The organism is Chloroflexota bacterium (assembly GCA_015478725.1).
Lineage (GTDB): Bacteria > Chloroflexota > Limnocylindria > Limnocylindrales > CSP1-4 > C-114.
This window is the reverse complement of sequence record JADMIG010000013.1, coordinates 43,966-60,529: the sequence shown is the minus strand read 5'-3', so window position 1 is coordinate 60,529 and position 16,564 is coordinate 43,966. Positions and strand designations below refer to the sequence as shown.

General features: G+C 70.2%; 15 protein-coding genes and 1 pseudogene. 11 read left to right on the top strand and 5 right to left on the bottom strand.

Annotated elements, in window-relative coordinates; all coding sequences use genetic code 11:
• Positions 1-23: 23 nt before the first annotated feature.
• The 5 genes and pseudogenes from IVW53_09750 to IVW53_09730 all read left to right on the top strand — a co-directional run bounded on the left by IVW53_09750 (position 24) and on the right by IVW53_09730 (position 3,862).
• Positions 24-428 (top strand): annotated as a pseudogene (locus tag IVW53_09750) (phosphotriesterase-related protein).
• Between the two features lie 44 nt (positions 429-472).
• Positions 473-1,063 (top strand): hypothetical protein, encoded by a 591-nt coding sequence (locus tag IVW53_09745; protein ID MBF6605849.1) that lies wholly within the window; start codon positions 473-475, stop codon positions 1,061-1,063.
• A 15-nt stretch (positions 1,064-1,078) separates the two neighbouring features.
• Positions 1,079-1,723: a hypothetical protein gene (locus IVW53_09740; protein MBF6605848.1), complete on the top strand. Its 645-nt coding sequence runs from the start codon at positions 1,079-1,081 to the stop codon at positions 1,721-1,723.
• Positions 1,724-1,767: 44 nt separating this feature from the next.
• Positions 1,768-2,835: a histidinol-phosphate transaminase gene (gene hisC, locus IVW53_09735; protein MBF6605847.1), complete on the top strand. Its 1,068-nt coding sequence runs from the start codon at positions 1,768-1,770 to the stop codon at positions 2,833-2,835.
• A 31-nt stretch (positions 2,836-2,866) separates the two neighbouring features.
• The gene (locus IVW53_09730; protein ID MBF6605846.1) at positions 2,867-3,862 is read left to right on the top strand and encodes an alcohol dehydrogenase catalytic domain-containing protein; all 996 of its coding nucleotides are present in this window, start codon (positions 2,867-2,869) and stop codon (positions 3,860-3,862) included.
• 28 nt (positions 3,863-3,890) lie between these two features.
• Here IVW53_09730 and IVW53_09725 read toward each other — a convergent pair whose 3' ends face one another.
• Positions 3,891-4,856, bottom strand: coding sequence for a helix-turn-helix domain-containing protein (locus IVW53_09725; GenBank protein MBF6605845.1), 966 nt, complete (start codon positions 4,854-4,856; stop codon positions 3,891-3,893).
• A gap of 234 nt (positions 4,857-5,090) precedes the next feature.
• On the opposite strand from IVW53_09725, the gene IVW53_09720 reads away from it, so the two are divergent.
• From IVW53_09720 to lhgO, 5 genes are read left to right on the top strand one after another with little or no spacing between them, the layout of a single operon-like run.
• The gene (locus IVW53_09720) at positions 5,091-6,614 is read left to right on the top strand and encodes an aromatic amino acid lyase (protein MBF6605844.1); all 1,524 of its coding nucleotides are present in this window, start codon (positions 5,091-5,093) and stop codon (positions 6,612-6,614) included.
• 41 nt (positions 6,615-6,655) lie between these two features.
• Entirely contained in the window at positions 6,656-7,408 is a 753-nt protein-coding gene (locus tag IVW53_09715) for a glucose 1-dehydrogenase (GenBank protein ID MBF6605843.1), read from the top strand.
• Positions 7,405-8,727: a histidinol dehydrogenase gene (hisD, locus tag IVW53_09710; GenBank protein ID MBF6605842.1), complete on the top strand. Its 1,323-nt coding sequence runs from the start codon at positions 7,405-7,407 to the stop codon at positions 8,725-8,727. The genes IVW53_09715 and hisD overlap by 4 nt, the downstream gene beginning before the upstream one ends.
• A gap of 56 nt (positions 8,728-8,783) precedes the next feature.
• The gene (locus IVW53_09705; protein ID MBF6605841.1) at positions 8,784-9,878 is read left to right on the top strand and encodes an alpha-hydroxy-acid oxidizing protein; all 1,095 of its coding nucleotides are present in this window, start codon (positions 8,784-8,786) and stop codon (positions 9,876-9,878) included.
• A 15-nt stretch (positions 9,879-9,893) separates the two neighbouring features.
• On the top strand, positions 9,894-11,120 hold the full coding sequence (gene lhgO, locus IVW53_09700; protein ID MBF6605840.1) for an L-2-hydroxyglutarate oxidase: 1,227 nt from the start codon (positions 9,894-9,896) through the stop codon (positions 11,118-11,120).
• Between the two features lie 270 nt (positions 11,121-11,390).
• On the opposite strand, the gene IVW53_09695 is transcribed toward lhgO, so the two are convergent.
• Together IVW53_09695 and hutH are read right to left on the bottom strand one after the other, a co-directional pair.
• Positions 11,391-12,164, bottom strand: coding sequence for a hypothetical protein (locus IVW53_09695; protein MBF6605839.1), 774 nt, complete (start codon positions 12,162-12,164; stop codon positions 11,391-11,393).
• 14 nt (positions 12,165-12,178) lie between these two features.
• Positions 12,179-13,855, bottom strand: coding sequence for a histidine ammonia-lyase (gene hutH / locus IVW53_09690; protein MBF6605838.1), 1,677 nt, complete (start codon positions 13,853-13,855; stop codon positions 12,179-12,181).
• A gap of 74 nt (positions 13,856-13,929) precedes the next feature.
• Between hutH and IVW53_09685 the strand changes: the two genes are divergently transcribed.
• A complete protein-coding gene (locus IVW53_09685; protein MBF6605837.1) occupies positions 13,930-14,586 on the top strand; it encodes a DedA family protein in 657 nt (218 codons plus the stop codon).
• A gap of 30 nt (positions 14,587-14,616) precedes the next feature.
• On the opposite strand, the gene IVW53_09680 is transcribed toward IVW53_09685, so the two are convergent.
• Together IVW53_09680 and IVW53_09675 are read right to left on the bottom strand one after the other, a co-directional pair.
• The gene (locus IVW53_09680) at positions 14,617-15,903 is read right to left on the bottom strand and encodes an MFS transporter (protein MBF6605836.1); all 1,287 of its coding nucleotides are present in this window, start codon (positions 15,901-15,903) and stop codon (positions 14,617-14,619) included.
• Positions 15,857-16,537 (bottom strand): histidine phosphatase family protein, encoded by a 681-nt coding sequence (locus tag IVW53_09675; protein MBF6605835.1) that lies wholly within the window; start codon positions 16,535-16,537, stop codon positions 15,857-15,859. Before IVW53_09675 ends, IVW53_09680 begins: the two co-directional genes overlap by 47 nt.
• Positions 16,538-16,564 lie beyond the last annotated feature (27 nt).

The following is a 16,564-nucleotide window of genomic DNA, read 5'->3' as shown; positions in this document are numbered from 1 at the left end:
CCAGCCGCATTTCAGTGAGCGACATGCCCGGGATGGTTTGGACCGTCACGGGGCCCGTGGCAGCCAGCGCGCTCGGACCGACGAGTCCGCACGAGCATATCTTCATCAACATCGAGTGCTGGTTTGATCCGCCGACGGACGACGACGGCCGCGCGCCCGCCGCGAGCCGGGTGGACGCGTCGACGGAGGCGACCGTGCGGGCCAATCCGTTCGCCGTTCGGGACAACCTTATCCTCGACGACCTCTCGGTCGCGATTGAGGAGGTCGGGCGGTTTCGGGCCGCCGGAGGGCGAACGCTCGTCGACCTGACTCTCGACGACATCGGGCGGTCGCCGACCCGGCTGCGGACCGTTAGCGAAGCAACCGGAGTGCTTGTCGTCATGGGCTGCGGCCACTACATCGCGGCCGCTCATCCGCGGGAGCTCCACGACCGCCACCCGAGGCGTTCCGAGACGAGATCCTCCTGGACCTCTTGGCTGGTCCCGACGGAATCCGGGCCGGCGTCATTGGCGAGATCGGCACCTCGAACCCGATCGACCCTGCCGAGGCACGCGTCCTCAGCGGTGCGTGCGCCGCCCAGCGCGAGACCGGGCGGACGCTATTCGTTCATCTCGACCCGTGGGGCCGGGCCGGCCACGATGTCCTGGACCGATGCGAGCACGCCGGCGTCGACCTCGATCGAGTCGTCCTCTGTCATCTCGACCCGTCACTGGCAGACGTGGCCTATGCGCGTTCGCTCGCCGCTCGCGGAGCCTTCGTCGGCATCGACATCTGGGGCGACGAGGACGCCTACGGCGACCGCGGCATGCCGTCCGACACCTCGCGGACCGCCGCCGTCGTCGCGGCCCACGAGGAAGGCTGGTCCGATCGCCTCCTCCTCGCCCAGGACGTCTGCACGAAGACCCAGCTCCACGCGTTCGGCGGTCGGGGCTACGACCACCTGCTGACCGGAGTTGCGCCTGGACTGCGGACGGCGGGCCTGTCGGCCGCCGAGGTCGACCGGCTCCTCGTGGACAACCCGCGGCGTGCTATCAGCGGGATGCCCGTTTTCGTCAGCCCCTGACTTCTGGAGGGTCCCATGCCCGAGAGCTACCGTGGAATGCAGGTCGAGATCAGGGACGGCCACGCGGTCGTGGCGCGGACAACCCGTGAGGCGGACGTCCGCCTGGACGTGGGGCTCGGGCCGCGCCAGGAGCCGTCGCTGGACACCGGGATCGCCTTCTTCAACCATATGCTGGAGATGATCGCCTGGCATGGCGGGCTCAACCTGAACGTCCGCTTCGCGGCGAAGACGTTCGCCCTGCGGCACGTCGTCTGCGAGGACATCGGGATGGCGCTCGGGCTCGGGATCGGCGCCCTGATCACGCGCGCCATCGACGACGGGGTCGAAGGAGCTTCTGGGGCATGGATGGCGATGGACGAGGCGCTTGCGTTCTGTGCGCTCTCGTTCGAGGGTCGGTCGATGCACTTCATCGACCGCAAGGCGGAGGGCTCACGCGTGGAGCAGGTCGAGGACACGACCGGCGCCGACATGGTCGCGTTCTATGAGGGGTTCGCCCAGGGAGCTCGCTGCACGCTCCGGTTGCGGGTTATCGAAGGCCGTGATCCGCACCACTCCTGGGAGGCCGCTGCACGGGCGTTCGCGGTCGCACTCCGCGGCTGTTTCGCGCCTCTTCCATGGCGAGCCGGTCTGACCGTCGGAGTCAAGGGGACCCTCGACTGATCAGGCGACCCATCCTGCTCTCGACGTTCCAGGGGACTCAACAGGTGCCGATCAAGCCACGCGCCGCCCTCGACGCGATCGTCCCGTATGTGCCGGGCGCCGCGCCAGCTGCGTCCGCGGATCGCGCCCTCAAGCTCGCCTCGAACGAGAACCCGTTTGGTCCTTCGCCGCGGGCCGTCGAGGCGGCTCGAACTGCGCTCGAAAGCGCCGAGCGCTACCCCGACGGGGGGTCGAGTTTGCTGCGAGCGCGGCTCGCCGAGCGACACGGCGTCGCGCCAGACCAGATCCTGCTCGGCACCGGCAGCGACGAAACCTTCTACCTGCTGACCCGGGCATACCTGGAGCCCGGGCGACGCGCCGTGATGGCCGCGCCGCCATACGGCATCCATGCGGTCGCGGCGCGATCGATGGGTGCCGAGATCGTGCTCGTGCCACTCCGCGACCATACACACGACCTGGAGGCGATGGCGGCGGCGGCCGTGGCGCAGGGCTGCGTCTTCGTGGCGAACCCGCACAACCCGACCGGGACCGCCGTCCGGCCGGACGACCTGCGAGCCTTCGTCGAGCGCGTTCCGTCCGACTGCATGGTCGTCGTCGACGAGGCTTACTACGAGTTCATGGACCCGGCGATCCGCCTGACCGCCGTCGACCTTCTCGACCGGCACCCGAGCCTCGTCGTCACCCGAACCTTCTCAAAAGCCTACGGCTTGGCTGGCCTCCGCGTCGGGTACGCGATCGCCTCAGCGGCCGTGCTGGAGCCGGTTGAGCGGATCCGCCCACCATTCAATGTCACCGCGATATCGCTGGCCGCAGCGGCTGCCGCGCTGGAAGACGCGGCCCACGTCGAGATGACGGTTCGTGAGACGGCAGTCGCGATGTCGGTCCTCGTCGACGCGTGTGACCGTGTCGAGCTCGGCTACGTGCCGTCGCAGGCGAACTTCCTCCTAGTCGAGGATCGCGACAGCTGGCCGGTGGCGCTCCTCGCGGAGGGCATCACTGTTCGGCCGGGCGCGACCCTCGGCGTGCCCGGATGGGCACGGGTGAGCCTGGGGCGGCCGGACGACATGCGGCGGGTCGTCGGGGTTATCGAGCGGACCGTTCGGGCACGATGAGGGTGCGGCGAACGATGGACCGACACCGACGATGATCGGAGCCGTCCTCGCCGGACCTCGGGACCTCCGCGTGCGCGAGCTGCCGGACCCGAATCCAGGCTTCGGCGAGGTACGGGTGCGCGTTGCCCGGGCCGGCCTGTGCGGGTCGGACGTGCACGTCTGGAGGACGGGCGAGTTCGTGACCCGCTTCCCCGTGGTGCCAGGTCACGAAGTGGCGGGAGTCGTCGAGAAGGTCGGGGAGGGCTGCGAGTACCTTGCCTCGCGCCGGGTCGTGCTGGACTCGCGGGTCCCATGCCACATCTGCGCCCGATGCCTCGAGGGACAACTCCAGCGCTGCCCACAGCTCGGTTTCCTGGGCGAGGTCTGCGACGGTGGGTTCGCCCAATCGGTGGTCGTGCCCGGCGATCACGTCTGGACGATTCCAGACGGTCTGCCGTTCGAGGTGGCCGTCCTCGCCGAACCAACCGCGGTGGCGCTGCACGCTTGGTCCCGCCTGCGCGCTGTCGCGCGTGACGTTGCGCGCGTTGCCATCCTCGGCGCCGGTCCAATCGGCGTGCTCCAGGCCCTCGTAATCCCTGAGGCGATTGAGGTCCTGCTTGTGGAGCCGAATCGCGGGCGGGCGCAGGTCGCGCGCAGGATCACCGGTCGGTCGGTCGTCGCCCCGGGCGCCTTGCCTGCCGGCGCTGATGGGTTCGACGCCTGCTTCGACTGCGCGGGTTCCGGCGGGTCGATCTCAACGGCCGCCCTCATGGTGCGGCCGGGCGGAACCGTCGCCGCCATCGCGCTCCACCACTACCCAGAGGAACTCGACACGAACGTGATCATCGCACGCGAGATCGTCATCACCGGCGCTCACGTCTTCGCCGACGAGATGCCCGAGACGCTGGAGTTGCTCCGCATCCAGACGGGCCGCTTCGCGCCCGTCGTGGACCGCACTGTTGGTCTGGAGGAGCTTCCGGCGCTGGTCGCCGCGGCCGCCGATGGACACCAAGAGCACCTCAAGCTTGCGGTGGCACCCTGGGCCTGATTGCCGGAAACGTCGTTGACCAGAACTGTCATCGGCGATTGTCCGTCGAACGATGCATCTCGCCGGTCCCGGTCGGCTCCGGCGCGGATCCGACCACAGCCGCGCGCGATCGGGAACTCGCCAGCTGCGCAGTCAGCTCGGCCCCGATCCGCGCCGCCGTCACCTCAACGTGGTGCATCGCTACCTTGAGGTCCGACCCAACCAACCGGAACGATGGGGCCGTGATGCTAACGGCAGCGGGCGGGTGGCCCGACCACGAGATCCGACAGGCAACGGCGGTGATCCCGGCCTCCACCGCGTCCGCCGCGACTTGCGCCCCACCAAGACCGGACAGAGCTGCTCCACCTGCCGTTCCGATGAGAGGTACCGTCCGTCCGGCCCAGCCGCTGTGGCGTAGCGCTCGAGGGCTCTCTACCTGGTCGAGGAAGACGGACTGGGTCCCGTCCTGGACGAGGAGGTTCGCCGTTTCTCCAGTTAGATCGCGGAGTTCGCTGAGCAGGGGGAGTGCGATCGTCCGGAGAAGCTCGATCGGCTCGATCCGCGCGGCGAGCCGAACTGTACGAAGTCCCAGCGAGTAGAGCCCCCCCGGGGCCACCGCGACAAGGCCTTCGGCTTCCAGGACCGAGAGGGTGCGCTGCACCCGTTCCAGATCCAGGCCGGTGCTCTGGGCCACCGATGCTGCGGTCTGGCGTACGACCTGCCGGTCGAATGACTCGAGGATCTGGAGAGCCGTCGGGATCGTCGGGACCTCGGCGCCGATCTCACGGGCCCGATCGCCGACGGCCCACGTCCGCCCCGTGTGATCGTATTTCACGAAGCCACGGTCGCGCATCGTGTTCAGGAGTTGGTGAGCGCTCGACTTCGGTATGTCGCACTCGCGCGCGACGACCATGGTGGGCAGCCCGTAGCTGCGGCGTTCCAGGAGATCGAGGACTCGCAGTGCGCGGTCGGCCGACCTCGAGGCGCCGAGCACGGGCGTTTGTCTGTCCACCATATCGCCTCCAGCAGGCGCGTTTTGAAGAACCGGCGGATATGGCCTCTGTCTTCAATACTAGACGGAAGTTCGGCACGTCGCCCTTGTTCTTGTACGGAAGGGCGTCGTAGGCTGCTCGCATGAATGCCGCTGAGTCCAGCATCTTGGACAGTTCGGAGAACCTGCCGCGCACGCACCGGCGGTGCCCAAGCAGTGTCGTCCAAAACCCGGCCCGACGCACCAGGGAAGCTGCCGATGTCCATCGTCCTTGATGGCTCCTCGCTCACAATCGAGAAGCTCGTCCGGATCGCCCGCGACGGGGAACCGGCGACGCTCGATCCGGCGGCAATCAAACGGATTCGCGCCTGCCGGACGATGCTCGAGGAGAAGCTCGCCGCGCACGAGACCATGTACGGGGTGAACACTGGGATCGGCGAGTTCTCCGAGGTGGTCCTGACGGACCAACAGGTCGAGCAGTTCCAGCGCTATCTCATTTACAACCACGCCGCAGGGATCGGCGAGCCCGCCTCGATCGAGTCCGTCCGGGCCGCGATCGCCGGCAGGGTCAACGTCCATGCTCACGGCAATTCCGGCCCTCGTCTGGAGATCCCGCTGACGCTCCTCGATATGCTCAACCGCGACGTCACCCCGGTCGTCTGCCAGAAGGGCTCCGTCGGTGCGTCCGGCGACCTTGCTCCGATGGCCCAGGTGGCGCTTCTGCTCATGGGCGAGGGCGAGGCCTACCACCGGGGCGAGCGGCTGCCCGGACGCGTGGCGATGGAACGGGCGGGGATCCCGATCCCGGGCCTCGCGGCGCGCGACGGCTTGGCCACGATCAACGGCTCGAACCTGCTCACCGCGATGAGCGCGATCGAGCTGTACGACATCGACCGGCTCCTGCGCCAGGCTGAGATCGCCGCTGCGATGACGCTGGAAGCACTGCTCGCCAACCTCAAGCCCTATGACCCGCGCCTCCACGAGCTGCGCGGCTTCCCGGGCGCGATCCGGAGCGCTCGTTCGATCATGGCCTGCATCGCCGGCAGCGACCTGGTGACCGACAAGGTGAAGACGAAGGTCCAGGACGCGTACTCGATGCGTTCGTCGCCGCAGGTGATCGGCGCCGCCCACGATGTCGTCGCCTTTGCCTGCCGCCAAGTGGAGATCGAGCTCAACGGCGTCGGCGACAACCCGATCTTCCTGCCCGAGGAACGGCTCACGCTCACCGGCGCGAACTTCCAAGGGACACCGGTCAGCCTGCCCATGGACATGGTGGGCGCGGCCGTGACGATGGTCTGCGTCCTCTCCGAGCGCCGGCTCAACCGGCTCACGAACCCGGCCCTCAGCATGGGGCTGCCCGCATTCCTGACCAAGGGTGCCGGGATGTTCTCGGGGATGATGCTCAGCCAGTACACGGCCGACACGCTCATCACCGAGCAGCGCATCCTCTCCGCGCCCGCCTCGATCCTCTCGATCCCGGCCGCTGCGGACCAGGAGGACTTCGTCTCGATGGGCATGAATACCGCGATCAAGACCGGCCAAATCCTCGCCAACGCCTACGGCGTCATCGGGATCGAGATGATGGCTGCCGCGCAGGCCCTCGACTTCCGGAACTTCACGTTCGGCGCCGGTGTCGAGGCCGCCCGCTGGGCCATCCGCCGCCAGGTTGCTCATCTTGACGAAGACCGCCCGCTGCATGTCGACCACACGGCGATCGCGGAGCTCGTCCGCTCCGGTGAGATCCTGCGTGACGTCGAGGCGGCGGTGGGGCCGCTCGCGTGACGGAACCGGCCCCGAATCAGGGCTCCTTGATCATGCGGCGGATGACCGGCCGGACGGCCTTGGTCACCGGCGGCACCAGCGGAATCGGCTTGGCTGCCGCCACGCGATTGGCCAGGGAAGGTGCGAGCGTCTTCGTGGTCGGCCGCGACCGGCACCGCCTCGACGGCGCTCTCGACGAGATTCGCGCAGCCGTTCCCGGCGTCACAGTCACGGGCAGGGCTGCGGACGTCACCGACGCTGAGGCGATGGCAGCCGCTGTCGCCGAGGCCGCCCGGTTCGGATCGCGACTCGACGTGCTCGTTGCGGCGGCCGGCATCGACGGCGAGGGCCGCGACGTCCTGGACCTCGACCCGTCTGCCTTCATGCACGTGCTCGACATCAACGTGCGTGGCCTGTTCGTCGCCGCGCAGGCCGGGGGTCGGCGGATGGCGGCCGATGGCGGTGGCGGAGCGATAGTTCTGGTCGCGTCCGTGAACGGCCTCGTAGCCGAGGTCGGCTTCGCCGACTACAACGCCTCGAAGGGTGGCGCCGTGCTGCTCGCCCGTTCGATGGCCCGCGACCTCGCCGACCGCCGGATCCGCGTCAACGCGGTGTGCCCGGGGTATGTTCGTACCCCGATGACCGCGGGGTACCTGGCTGACCCGGCCACGATGGCCACGATCACCAGGGGGATACCGTTGGGGCGAGTCGCGGACCCCGACGAGATCGCGGCAGTCATCGCATTTCTCGTCTCCGATGAAGCGTCCTACGTCACCGGATCAGCCATCGTCGTCGATGGCGGGAGGACTGCATGAGGGTGCTCACCCTGCGCCGTTGGGCGGAACTCGACGCCGCGGAGCGGAACCGGATCCTCGAGCGCGCGACGAGCCAGATCCTGGATCCCAAGCTGCTTGAATCCATCGGCCGGATCTACGCCGACGTGGCAGCTCGCGGCGACGCCGCCGTGGCCGACGCGACCGAGCGCTTCGACGGCGTGCGGGTCGACCCGAATGCGCTGCTGGTCGACCAAGCCGATATCGACGCGGCGCACGCGGCGCTCTCGCCGCCACTCCTCGATGCGATCCGCTTCGCGATTGCGTCGGTTCGTTCGTTCAACGAGGCGCAGCTGGCGGCCAGCCCCGACTGGCGCCGCGAGATCCGCCCCGGCGTCGAGGTGGGCGAGCGGATGCTGCCCATCCCCAGCGCCGGGCTCTTCGTGCCCTGCGGCAAGGGTTCGTACCCGTCAGTCCTGGTGATGATCGGCACTCCGGCGGTCGTGGCTGGGGTGCCAGAGATCACGGTCGTCGTGCCGCCGATGCCCGGTACGGACAGGGTCGACCTTGGCGTCCTCGCGACCGCGAAGGAGCTCGGGATTCGGCGGGTCCTGCGGGCGAACGGGCCGGCCGGCGTTGCCGCGGTCGCGCTCGGCACGGCCACGATCCCACGCGTCACGAAGATCGTCGGGCCGGGCAGCCCGGCTGTCACGGCCGCCCAGGTCCTGGCTCAGATCCACGGGGTCGCCACGAACATGCTCTGCGGGCCGTCGGAGTCCCTCATCATCGCCGACGAGTCGATCGACCCCGTCCGCCTCGCCGCCGACCTGCTCAATGAGGCTGAACACGGCGCCGATTCGGCCGCGCTGCTTGTCACCGACTCTCTCTCGGTCGTCGAGGCGGTCGACAACGAGATCGCCGGCCAACTCGCCCGCCTGCCTGAGCCCCGCGCGTCGTACGCGCGATCGGCCCTCTCGGTGCTGGGTGGTGCGTTCCTCTTCGACTCCATGGACGAGGCGGTCGAGTTCGCCGGGATCTACGCGCCGGAGCATCTTCAGATCGCGACGAGAGACCCGGAAGCGACCCTCGCGCGACTGACCTACGCGGGAGAGGTGCTGCTCGGCCAGGATTCGCCGGTGAGCGCCGCGAACTTCACGATCGGTGTGCCGGCGACGCTGCCGACCGGCGGCTTCGCCCGGATCAACGGCGGCGTCACGTCGCGGACCTTCATGACGACCACGTCCATCGCCAGGCTCACCGCCGCCGGACTGGCGTCGCTCGCGGCGGCGACGCTCGCGCTCGCCGACCACGAGGGATTCCCCGCCCACGCAGCAGCGCTGCGCATCCGGGGCCTGGGGTGACCGACCGGCCCGGCCCGGCCGTCGGCCGGTCTCCGGTGGACCTCGGCATCGCGCCCGTGGAGGGAGGGCCCGGGCCCCTCAACCTCGCCGAGTTCGAGGCGTTGGCCCTCGCCGAGCTCGATCCCGGGGTCGCCGCGTACTTCGGCGGCGCGGCGGCCGACGAAGTGACTCTGGCGGACAACCTGGACGCGTTCCGCCGCTGGCGCATCGTTCCGCGCGTCTTGGTGGACATCGAGACACGCGACCCGTCGGTGGAGATGCTCGGCCGACGCTGGCCCGCCCCGATCATGGTGGCGCCGATGGCGCTCCAGCGGATGGCCCATCCCGACGGGGAGGTGGCCGTCGCCCGCGCCTGCGCGGCTCGCGGGATCACGATGAGCCTGTCCACGGTCGCCAGCGCCACGATCGAAGACGTGGGCGCGGCCAGCGCGCCCACGTGGTTCCAGCTGTATCTCCTGCGCGATCCTGGACGCAACCGCGAGCTGCTCGACCGGGCGGCCGCAGCCGGTTACGAGGCGATCATCCTGACGGTCGACGCTCCCATCCTCGGTCGGCGGGAGCGGGACCTGCGGACCCAGTTCCATCTCCCCCCGGGCGTGGGGTACGCCAACATCCACCGTAGCGGAACGAAGCGCGACCATGCGAAGGGCGACGATATCTACGGCGACGACGACATCAAGCCCGCGAACACCCTGGAGGATCTCGACTGGACGACGGCCAACACGCGCCTGCCGGTCATCGTGAAGGGGATCCTGCATCCCGTGGACGCACGCGCCGCGATCGACCACGGTGCGGCCGCAGTCGGCGTCTCGAACCATGGCGGCCGCCAGCTCGACAGCTCGATCGCCGCGCTCGACGCCCTGCCGGGCGTCCTCGACGCGGTCGTCGGGCGCGTCCCCGTCATCCTCGACGGCGGCATCCGGCGCGGCACCGACATCCTGATGGCGCTCGCCCTGGGGGCTCGCGCGGTGATGGTTGGTCGTCCCATCCTGTGGGCCCTCGCGTGGGGTGGCGAGCGAGGCGTCGGGCTCGCCCTCGACATGCTGGTGAAGGAATACGACCTGGCCCTGGCGCTGGCAGGCGTGCCGCGGTCGGCATCCCTGTCGCCGGGGCTGCTCGTCCGCGCGGCCTCCGCAGCGGCCGGGGCCTGACCGCGCGGTATCGGCGTGACCGGCGACCGCTTCGACCTGGCGATCATAGGCGGCGGGATCGTCGGGCTGGCGACGGCCGTCCAACTGCAGCGCCGGCGGCCGGACCTGCGCATGGTGGTGCTCGAGCAGGAGGGGAAGCTGGGGGCCCACCAATCGGGCCACAACAGTGGCGTCCTCCACGCCGGCCTCTACTACGCCCCTGGCTCGCAGAAGGCACGCCTGTGCCGCGAGGGCAAGGCAGAACTCGAGGCGTTCTTGGAGGGGCACGCAATTCCATTCGAACGGTGCGGCAAGCTCGTCGTGGCGCTGACGCTGGACGAGTTGCCTCGCCTGGAGGAACTCCGGCGACGGGCGACCGCGAATGGCGTGCCCCGGCTGGAGGAGATCGGCCCGGAGCGCATCCGAGAGATCGAGCCGCACGCGGCCGGCCTCCGGGCCCTCTGGAGCCCCACGACCGGGATCACCGATTTCCGGCTGGTCGTCGCGGCCCTCGCCCGCGAGATTCAATCGGCCGGCGGCACGATCGAAACCTCCCGCCGGGTCACGGGAGTCGCAGATCACGGAAGGGATCGGGTTCTTCAGACGAGCCGCGGTCCGCTCATCGCTCACAACGTCATCGCCTGTGCGGGGCTGTGGGCCGACCGGGTGGCGAAGCTCACCGGCGACTCCGGGCGTGATCGCATCGTCCCGTTCCGCGGCGACTATTACACGCTCACCGCTGACGCTAGGTCACTCGTCCGCGGCCTCATCTACCCCGTCGCCGACCCACGCTTCCCGTTCCTCGGAGTCCATTTCACCCGGCGCATCGACGGTGAGGTCTGGGCCGGGCCGAACGCAGTGCTGGCATTCGCTCGCACCGGCTACCGGCGGACCGACGTGAACCTGCGCGACCTGGTCGATACACTCACCGATCGCGGGTTCCTGCGCCTGGCGGCCCGCTTCTGGCGGATGGGAGCCGTCGAGTTGTGGCGCGACTGGTCGAAAGCCGCGTTCCTCGGGGCACTCCTCCGTTACGTTCCGGAGCTCCGAGCGGACCAGCTGGTCTTTGGGCCTTCCGGCGTCCGCGCCCAGGCGCTCGATCCGGACGGGACGCTCGTCGATGACTTCCGGTTCGGCGGCAACCGCCACGTCCTTCACGTTCGGAATGCCCCATCTCCCGCAGCCACGGCGTCGCTCGCGATCGGCCGGGAACTCGCCGAGCGAGCCATCGAACGATTCGAGCTCACTCGCGCGCGTCCGTAGGTCGCCCAAGCACTTCGTCGGATTCGGTGACGGTCGCCCCTCCGCGGGTTCGACGAACATTGGGGCGCCGCGGCACGTCAGCTCGGAGCCGCGCGGAGCGCGGACGGGCCGGGCGCCCGGGAGCGCCGTGCCCCGATCCGAGCCGCCGACCGTCGCTGTCATCCGCGTCCCTCCCGAGGCCTGGGTCAATGCCACCGGAGTCCTCCGTCAGGCGCGCCCTCCGCCGCTCGTGGCGTGACGGTAGCACTCCCGCGATCCGTCGGAGTCCGCTCAGAGTTCGCGGCGCACCACCGGGAAGTGCGGGTCGTCGACCGCGAGGGTGAACCCGACGCCGAGCCAGAACGCCGTGGTCGCCGCGCTCGTCGCCTCGGGCCGCGCGCCGATCTCCGGATACGCCTCCACGGCGGCGAACCCGCGCCCGGCGAGATCCGCGCAGACCGCGTCCACCAGTCGCCGGGCGTGACCGGCATGACGACCGTCGGCCGTGCTCGCGACGCAGGTGATGACGGCCGGGGGTGGCGCATCCGGCAGCTGCCGATACAGCTCCCGAACGCGAGCCGCTCGCGGATACGCGGACAACGGCCCGAATTGCGCATACGCGAGCGGGACGTCGTCCACGAGGAGGACCTTGGCGTAGCTCCCGAAGACCGCGGCGCCGCGCCCGAGGAGGGCGAGTTTTCGAGGGGCGACCGGAGCGGGTCCGCGGGCTGGCGCGCGCCGCGGGGCGAACGGATTGTCGACGAGCGGATCGGCGTCGCCGGGCGCGGCGAACGGATTGGATGTCGGGGCGCGCTGGACCGCGGGCGCGAACGGGTTGAGCGAAGGGTTGAGCGAGGGACCCTCGCCGAAGGGGTTCGGCCGGGGACGCAGGGCGGCTGCTGCCGCCGATGTCGCCTGGGCGGCCGGGGAGACCCGCGCCCGTTTGGAGCCTCGGTCCGCGTCCTCCCAGTAGTCGCAGGTCCGATGGTCGAAGGCCGGGTCGGCGCACGGTGGCAGGACGGAGAACGACACCTCGTCCTCGACGTCCACGATCCGGACCGCCATCGCGACCGTCTGCCTCAGGACCGGGACCGCACGTCCGGGCGGGGCCCGGGGCCAGCAGCAACGGTCAGGCCGGCGGGTACGGCGAGGTCCGCTGGACCCGCGAGGTGGGAGAGCGTGCCGTCATGGACGAGTGCGAAGGCTGCGGCGAGGTCCGGGCCCGGCTCTCGATCCACCTCGAGCCGCGGGATCGCCGCCCGGATGATCCGGTGGGCTTCGGCGACCCCGGCTCCCGGTCGAGCATCCGGGAGCTGATCGAGGCGGAAGTCGAGCGCCTGGGTGGCGCATATGAGCTCGATCGCGACGATCCGCTCGACGTGCTCGAGGACGGCCCGGGCGTGCCGTGCGGCGATCGAGCCCATCGAGACGTGGTCCTCCTGGTTCGCGCTCGTCGGGATCGAGTCGGCCGAGGCGGGATGCACGAGGACCTTGTTCTCGGAGGCGAGAGCGGCGGCCGTGTACTGCAGGATCATGAGGCCGCTGTTCGTGCCCGGATCCGCGGCGAGGAACGGCGGCAGACCCCCGTTGAGTCGCGCGTCCACGAGGAGTGCCGTCCGCCGCTCCGAGATCGATCCGAGCTCGGCAACAGCGAGCTTCGCCGCGTCGAGGGCGAGGGCGACCGGCTCACCGTGAAAGTTGCCGCCGCTGATGACGAGGCCGCCGCCTGTCGCGATCGCCGTCGGGTCCGCCGCGCCGCCGCCCGCAAAGACGAGCGGATTGTCCGTCGCCGAGTTGAGCTCGATGTCGAGCACCCGGCGGAGGTGGTCGAGCATGTCGCGGACCGCACCGTGGACCTGCGGCACGCAGCGAAGCGAGTACGGGTCCTGGACCTTGTGGGCGTCGCCGTGGTGGCCGGTCTGGAGGCTCGAATCGCGGAGGAGGTGCCGCAGCTCCGCGGCCACGGCGATCTGGCCCGGGTGCGGACGAGCGAGCTGGTACGCGGCGGAGAATGCGACATCGGTCCCGAGAAGTGCCTCGACGGACATCGCGGCCGCCACGCTTGCGGTCCGGGTGAGCCGATCCGCGTCGGCCAGGAGGAGCGCTCCGAGCGCGCTCATCATCTGGGTCCCGTTGAGGAGCGCGAGACCCTCTTTCGCCTCGAGGACGAGCGGCTCGAGCCCGGCCTCGCGGAGCGCGAGGAGCGCCGCCATGCGCCGGCCGCCGAACTCCACCTCGCCACGGCCGATGAGCGGGAGGGCAAGGTGGGCCAGCGGTGCGAGGTCGCCGGACGCTCCCAGGCTCCCCTGTTCGGGCACGACGGGGTGGATCCCCGCCTCGAGGAACGACAGCAGCCGATCCACGAGGTCCGGCCGGCACCCCGAGTGGCCGAGGGCGAGCGTGTTCGCCCGGAGGAGGAGCATCGCCCGGACGATCTCGCGCGGGAACGGCGCACCCACGCCGGCCGCGTGGCTCATGAGGAGGTTCTGCTGGAGTCGTCCGACGTCCTCGCGGGGGATGAACGTGGTCGCCAGGTCACCGAAGCCGGTCGTCACGCCGTACACCACGGCGCCCTCCGCCACCAGCCGCTCGATGACCCCACGCGCCTCCGCCATGCGGGCCCTGGCGTCCGGGTCGAGGACCGCCCTCCTCCCCCGTCGAGCGACCGCCTCCACGTCGGCGATCGTGAGGTCGGCGCCGGTGAGGATGACGGCGCTCGGGGTCTCGCCGTTCTGTTCAGTCACGCCCCGGAGCATAGCCGCCCGCCTCGGCTCGGCGCAGCCGGTCGAGTCGCGAGCGTTCCGGGCGTCCCCTCGGCTATGCTCCCCCGATGCTCGGTTTCATCGACACGATCGTCATCCCGTTCCTCAACAGCCTGTACGGTGCCGTCGGGTACGTCGGCGTCGCCGTGGCCATGGCGATCGAGTCGGCCATGATCCCGCTCCCGTCCGAGCTCATCCTCCCCTACGCCGGGTTCCTCGTCTCCGACCCGACGCAGATCGAACCGCTGACCCACGGCCCGTGGTCCTTCTGGATCGTCGTCATCGTGGCGACCATCGGCAACACGATCGGGTCGCTCATCGGGTACGCGATCGGCGCGTACGGGGGCCGACCGCTCCTCGCCCGGTGGGGCCGCTTCCTCCTCATCCGCGAGGACGAGCTCGCCGCCACCGAGCGATTCTTCGCCCGACATGGCGCGGCGACGGCATTCGTCAGCCGACTCCTCCCGGTCGTGCGGACCTTCATCAGCTTCCCGGCCGGCGTCGCTCGCATGCCGCTCGCCACGTTCATCGCCTTCTCGGCCGCCGGCGCATTCCTCTGGTCGGTCGCTCTCGTCTTCGCCGGCACCCAGCTCGGCGCCCACTGGCAGGACATCCGCCACACGCTGCAGCCGTTCGACACCCTGATGCTCGTGGTGGTCGTGGCGCTCGTCGCGGTCTTCGTCTGGTGGCGGCTCGGCCGCCCTGGCTGGCGCCGCGCGAGCTGACCGCCTCCCGGTTCTCGCACCGCCTCCCGGCTACTCGAAGATCTCCTCCGGCGGAGGCATGCCGCGGAAGCGCCGGTACAGCGCGATGTCGTAGACGATCTTCAGCGCACCGGACAGGTAGAACGGGATCGCCGCGAGCGCGGCGGCGCCCACGAGTGGAGCCGCGATGAGCGGCGAGACGGCCGCTCCAGTCGTCCGCGCGATGCCCGTCACGCCGGCGGCGGCAGATCGTTCGTCCGGCTCGACGATCGCCATCGTGTAGCTCTGCCGGGTCGGCACGTCCATCTGGCTGATGCTCGCCCGGATGAGGAGGAGGAGGATCGCGAGGGGCAGACTCGGCATGATCGGGATGAGGATGAGCAGGATGTTGCTCGGCAGGTGGGTGAACACCATCGTCCGGATGAGGCCGAACCGGGCGGCAAGGCGCGACGCCGAGAGCGCCGAGATGGCCGCGAGGATGTTCGTCCCGAAGAAGATCGCCCCGAGGACGGCCGGATCGACCTGCCATCGGAGGTGGAACCAGTACGCGACGAGACTCTGCGTGACGAGGCCGCCGGCGAACGCGTCCAGGCCGAAGAGGGCCGACAGTCGGAGGACGATCGACCGCGACCGATGCAGTCCGAACCGCGCTCGGACGCTCGCCGGCACCCCGCTCCGATCGAACTCCACGGCCGGTGTGAGGCGACCGAAGCCGAGGGCAAGGAGGAGTCCGACCACCGCGTAGACGACGAGGACCGCCCGATAGCTGTCGATGGGCGTCGTCCCGGCCGCCTGGAGCGCCTGGGCGATGAGCCCCCCGGATAGCGCGCCGACCGCCGCGGCCACGGAGCCGACGAGGTTGTACCAGGCGAAGACATGGGTCCGCGACGCGCCGGGGATGGAGATCGTCAGGGCCGCCTGCTCAACGGCGAGGAACGGCCCCACCTCGTTGCCGGATGGCGAGATCACCCCGATCGTCGCGGCGAGAAGAAGGAGCAGCGGATCGCGCGTCACGACGAAGACGGCTCCCGCGGCCGCCATGAGCAGCGCGCCGGCGATGAGCACGCGCCGCCGACCGAGCCGATCGGCATTCGTCGTGAGCCACAGGCTGACGAGCGTGTCGCCGGCGAGGGTGAGGCTGAGCACCACCCCGATCTGCGGATCGGACAGGCCGACCGCGGCGAGATAGAGGACAAGGACGACCGCCACCGATCCGTAGGCGAACATCCGGAGCGTCCGGGCGACGAACAGCGCCCGGCCGTCGCGTGTCAGTTCCGGCACGGTCGACGGTTCACTCCCATGGCGTCGCCGTGGCCGGACGGACGTGGGCAACGTCATTGAGGAGGACGAGACGGGCATCGGACGGGCCGATGCCGTGCTCGAACCGGAGGACCGTGAGGTTCACCTGGCTCTGGAGGAAGCGGAGCCGGAACTCGCGGACCGGCAGATCGAGGGCGACGCAGACGAGGATCCGGTTGAAGCTGCTGTGGCCGACCGCCAGGACCGCGAGCGCGCCGGGATCGTCCGGCTCATGGCTGTCCGGGTGTGCGACGAGGAGGTCGTCGAGGAAGCTCCGGGCCCGAGCCGCGACATCGCCGCCGGACTCGCCCCCGGGACAGCGGAACGATGCGGGATCGGCCTCCCAGGCATGCCGACGCAGCCGGTCCGTCGCCTCGATCTCATCGTACGTGTGGCCCTCCCATTCGCCGTAGTCCATCTCGAGGAGACGGGGATCGGTCGTCACCGGTGCCGGATCCGCGAGCCCGGCGACGATGATCTCAGCCGTCTGGCGAGCACGGAGGAGGGGGCTCGAGACGATCCGCTCGAAGCGAGTCGCTGCGAGCCGGATGGCGAGCGCCTGGGCCTGGGCGCGACCGGCGTCCGAGAGCTCCACGTCGATGCGCTGGCCGAGATGCTGCTCGGGCACGGACCGTGGAGTCAGGCCGTGCCGCGTCAGGACGAGAGTCAGCATCGCGGCACAGTGTAGGATGCCCGCCGG

What these genes read in the sequence shown, in the direction of transcription:
- IVW53_09740 (MBF6605848.1), top strand. Translation starts at nt 1,079, where the DNA reads ATGCCCGAGAGCTACCGTGGAATGCAGGTCGAGATCAGGGACGGCCAC.
- IVW53_09730 (MBF6605846.1), top strand. Translation starts at nt 2,867, where the DNA reads ATGATCGGAGCCGTCCTCGCCGGACCTCGGGACCTCCGCGTGCGCGAG.
- IVW53_09725 (MBF6605845.1), bottom strand. Translation starts at nt 4,856, where the DNA reads ATGGTGGACAGACAAACGCCCGTGCTCGGCGCCTCGAGGTCGGCCGAC.
- IVW53_09720 (MBF6605844.1), top strand. Translation starts at nt 5,091, where the DNA reads ATGTCCATCGTCCTTGATGGCTCCTCGCTCACAATCGAGAAGCTCGTC.
- IVW53_09715 (MBF6605843.1), top strand. Translation starts at nt 6,656, where the DNA reads ATGACCGGCCGGACGGCCTTGGTCACCGGCGGCACCAGCGGAATCGGC.
- hisD (MBF6605842.1), top strand. Translation starts at nt 7,405, where the DNA reads ATGAGGGTGCTCACCCTGCGCCGTTGGGCGGAACTCGACGCCGCGGAG.
- IVW53_09695 (MBF6605839.1), bottom strand. Translation starts at nt 12,164, where the DNA reads ATGGCGGTCCGGATCGTGGACGTCGAGGACGAGGTGTCGTTCTCCGTC.
- hutH (MBF6605838.1), bottom strand. Translation starts at nt 13,855, where the DNA reads ATGCTCCGGGGCGTGACTGAACAGAACGGCGAGACCCCGAGCGCCGTC.
- IVW53_09685 (MBF6605837.1), top strand. Translation starts at nt 13,930, where the DNA reads ATGCTCGGTTTCATCGACACGATCGTCATCCCGTTCCTCAACAGCCTG.
- IVW53_09680 (MBF6605836.1), bottom strand. Translation starts at nt 15,903, where the DNA reads ATGACGTTGCCCACGTCCGTCCGGCCACGGCGACGCCATGGGAGTGAA.
- IVW53_09675 (MBF6605835.1), bottom strand. Translation starts at nt 16,537, where the DNA reads ATGCTGACTCTCGTCCTGACGCGGCACGGCCTGACTCCACGGTCCGTG.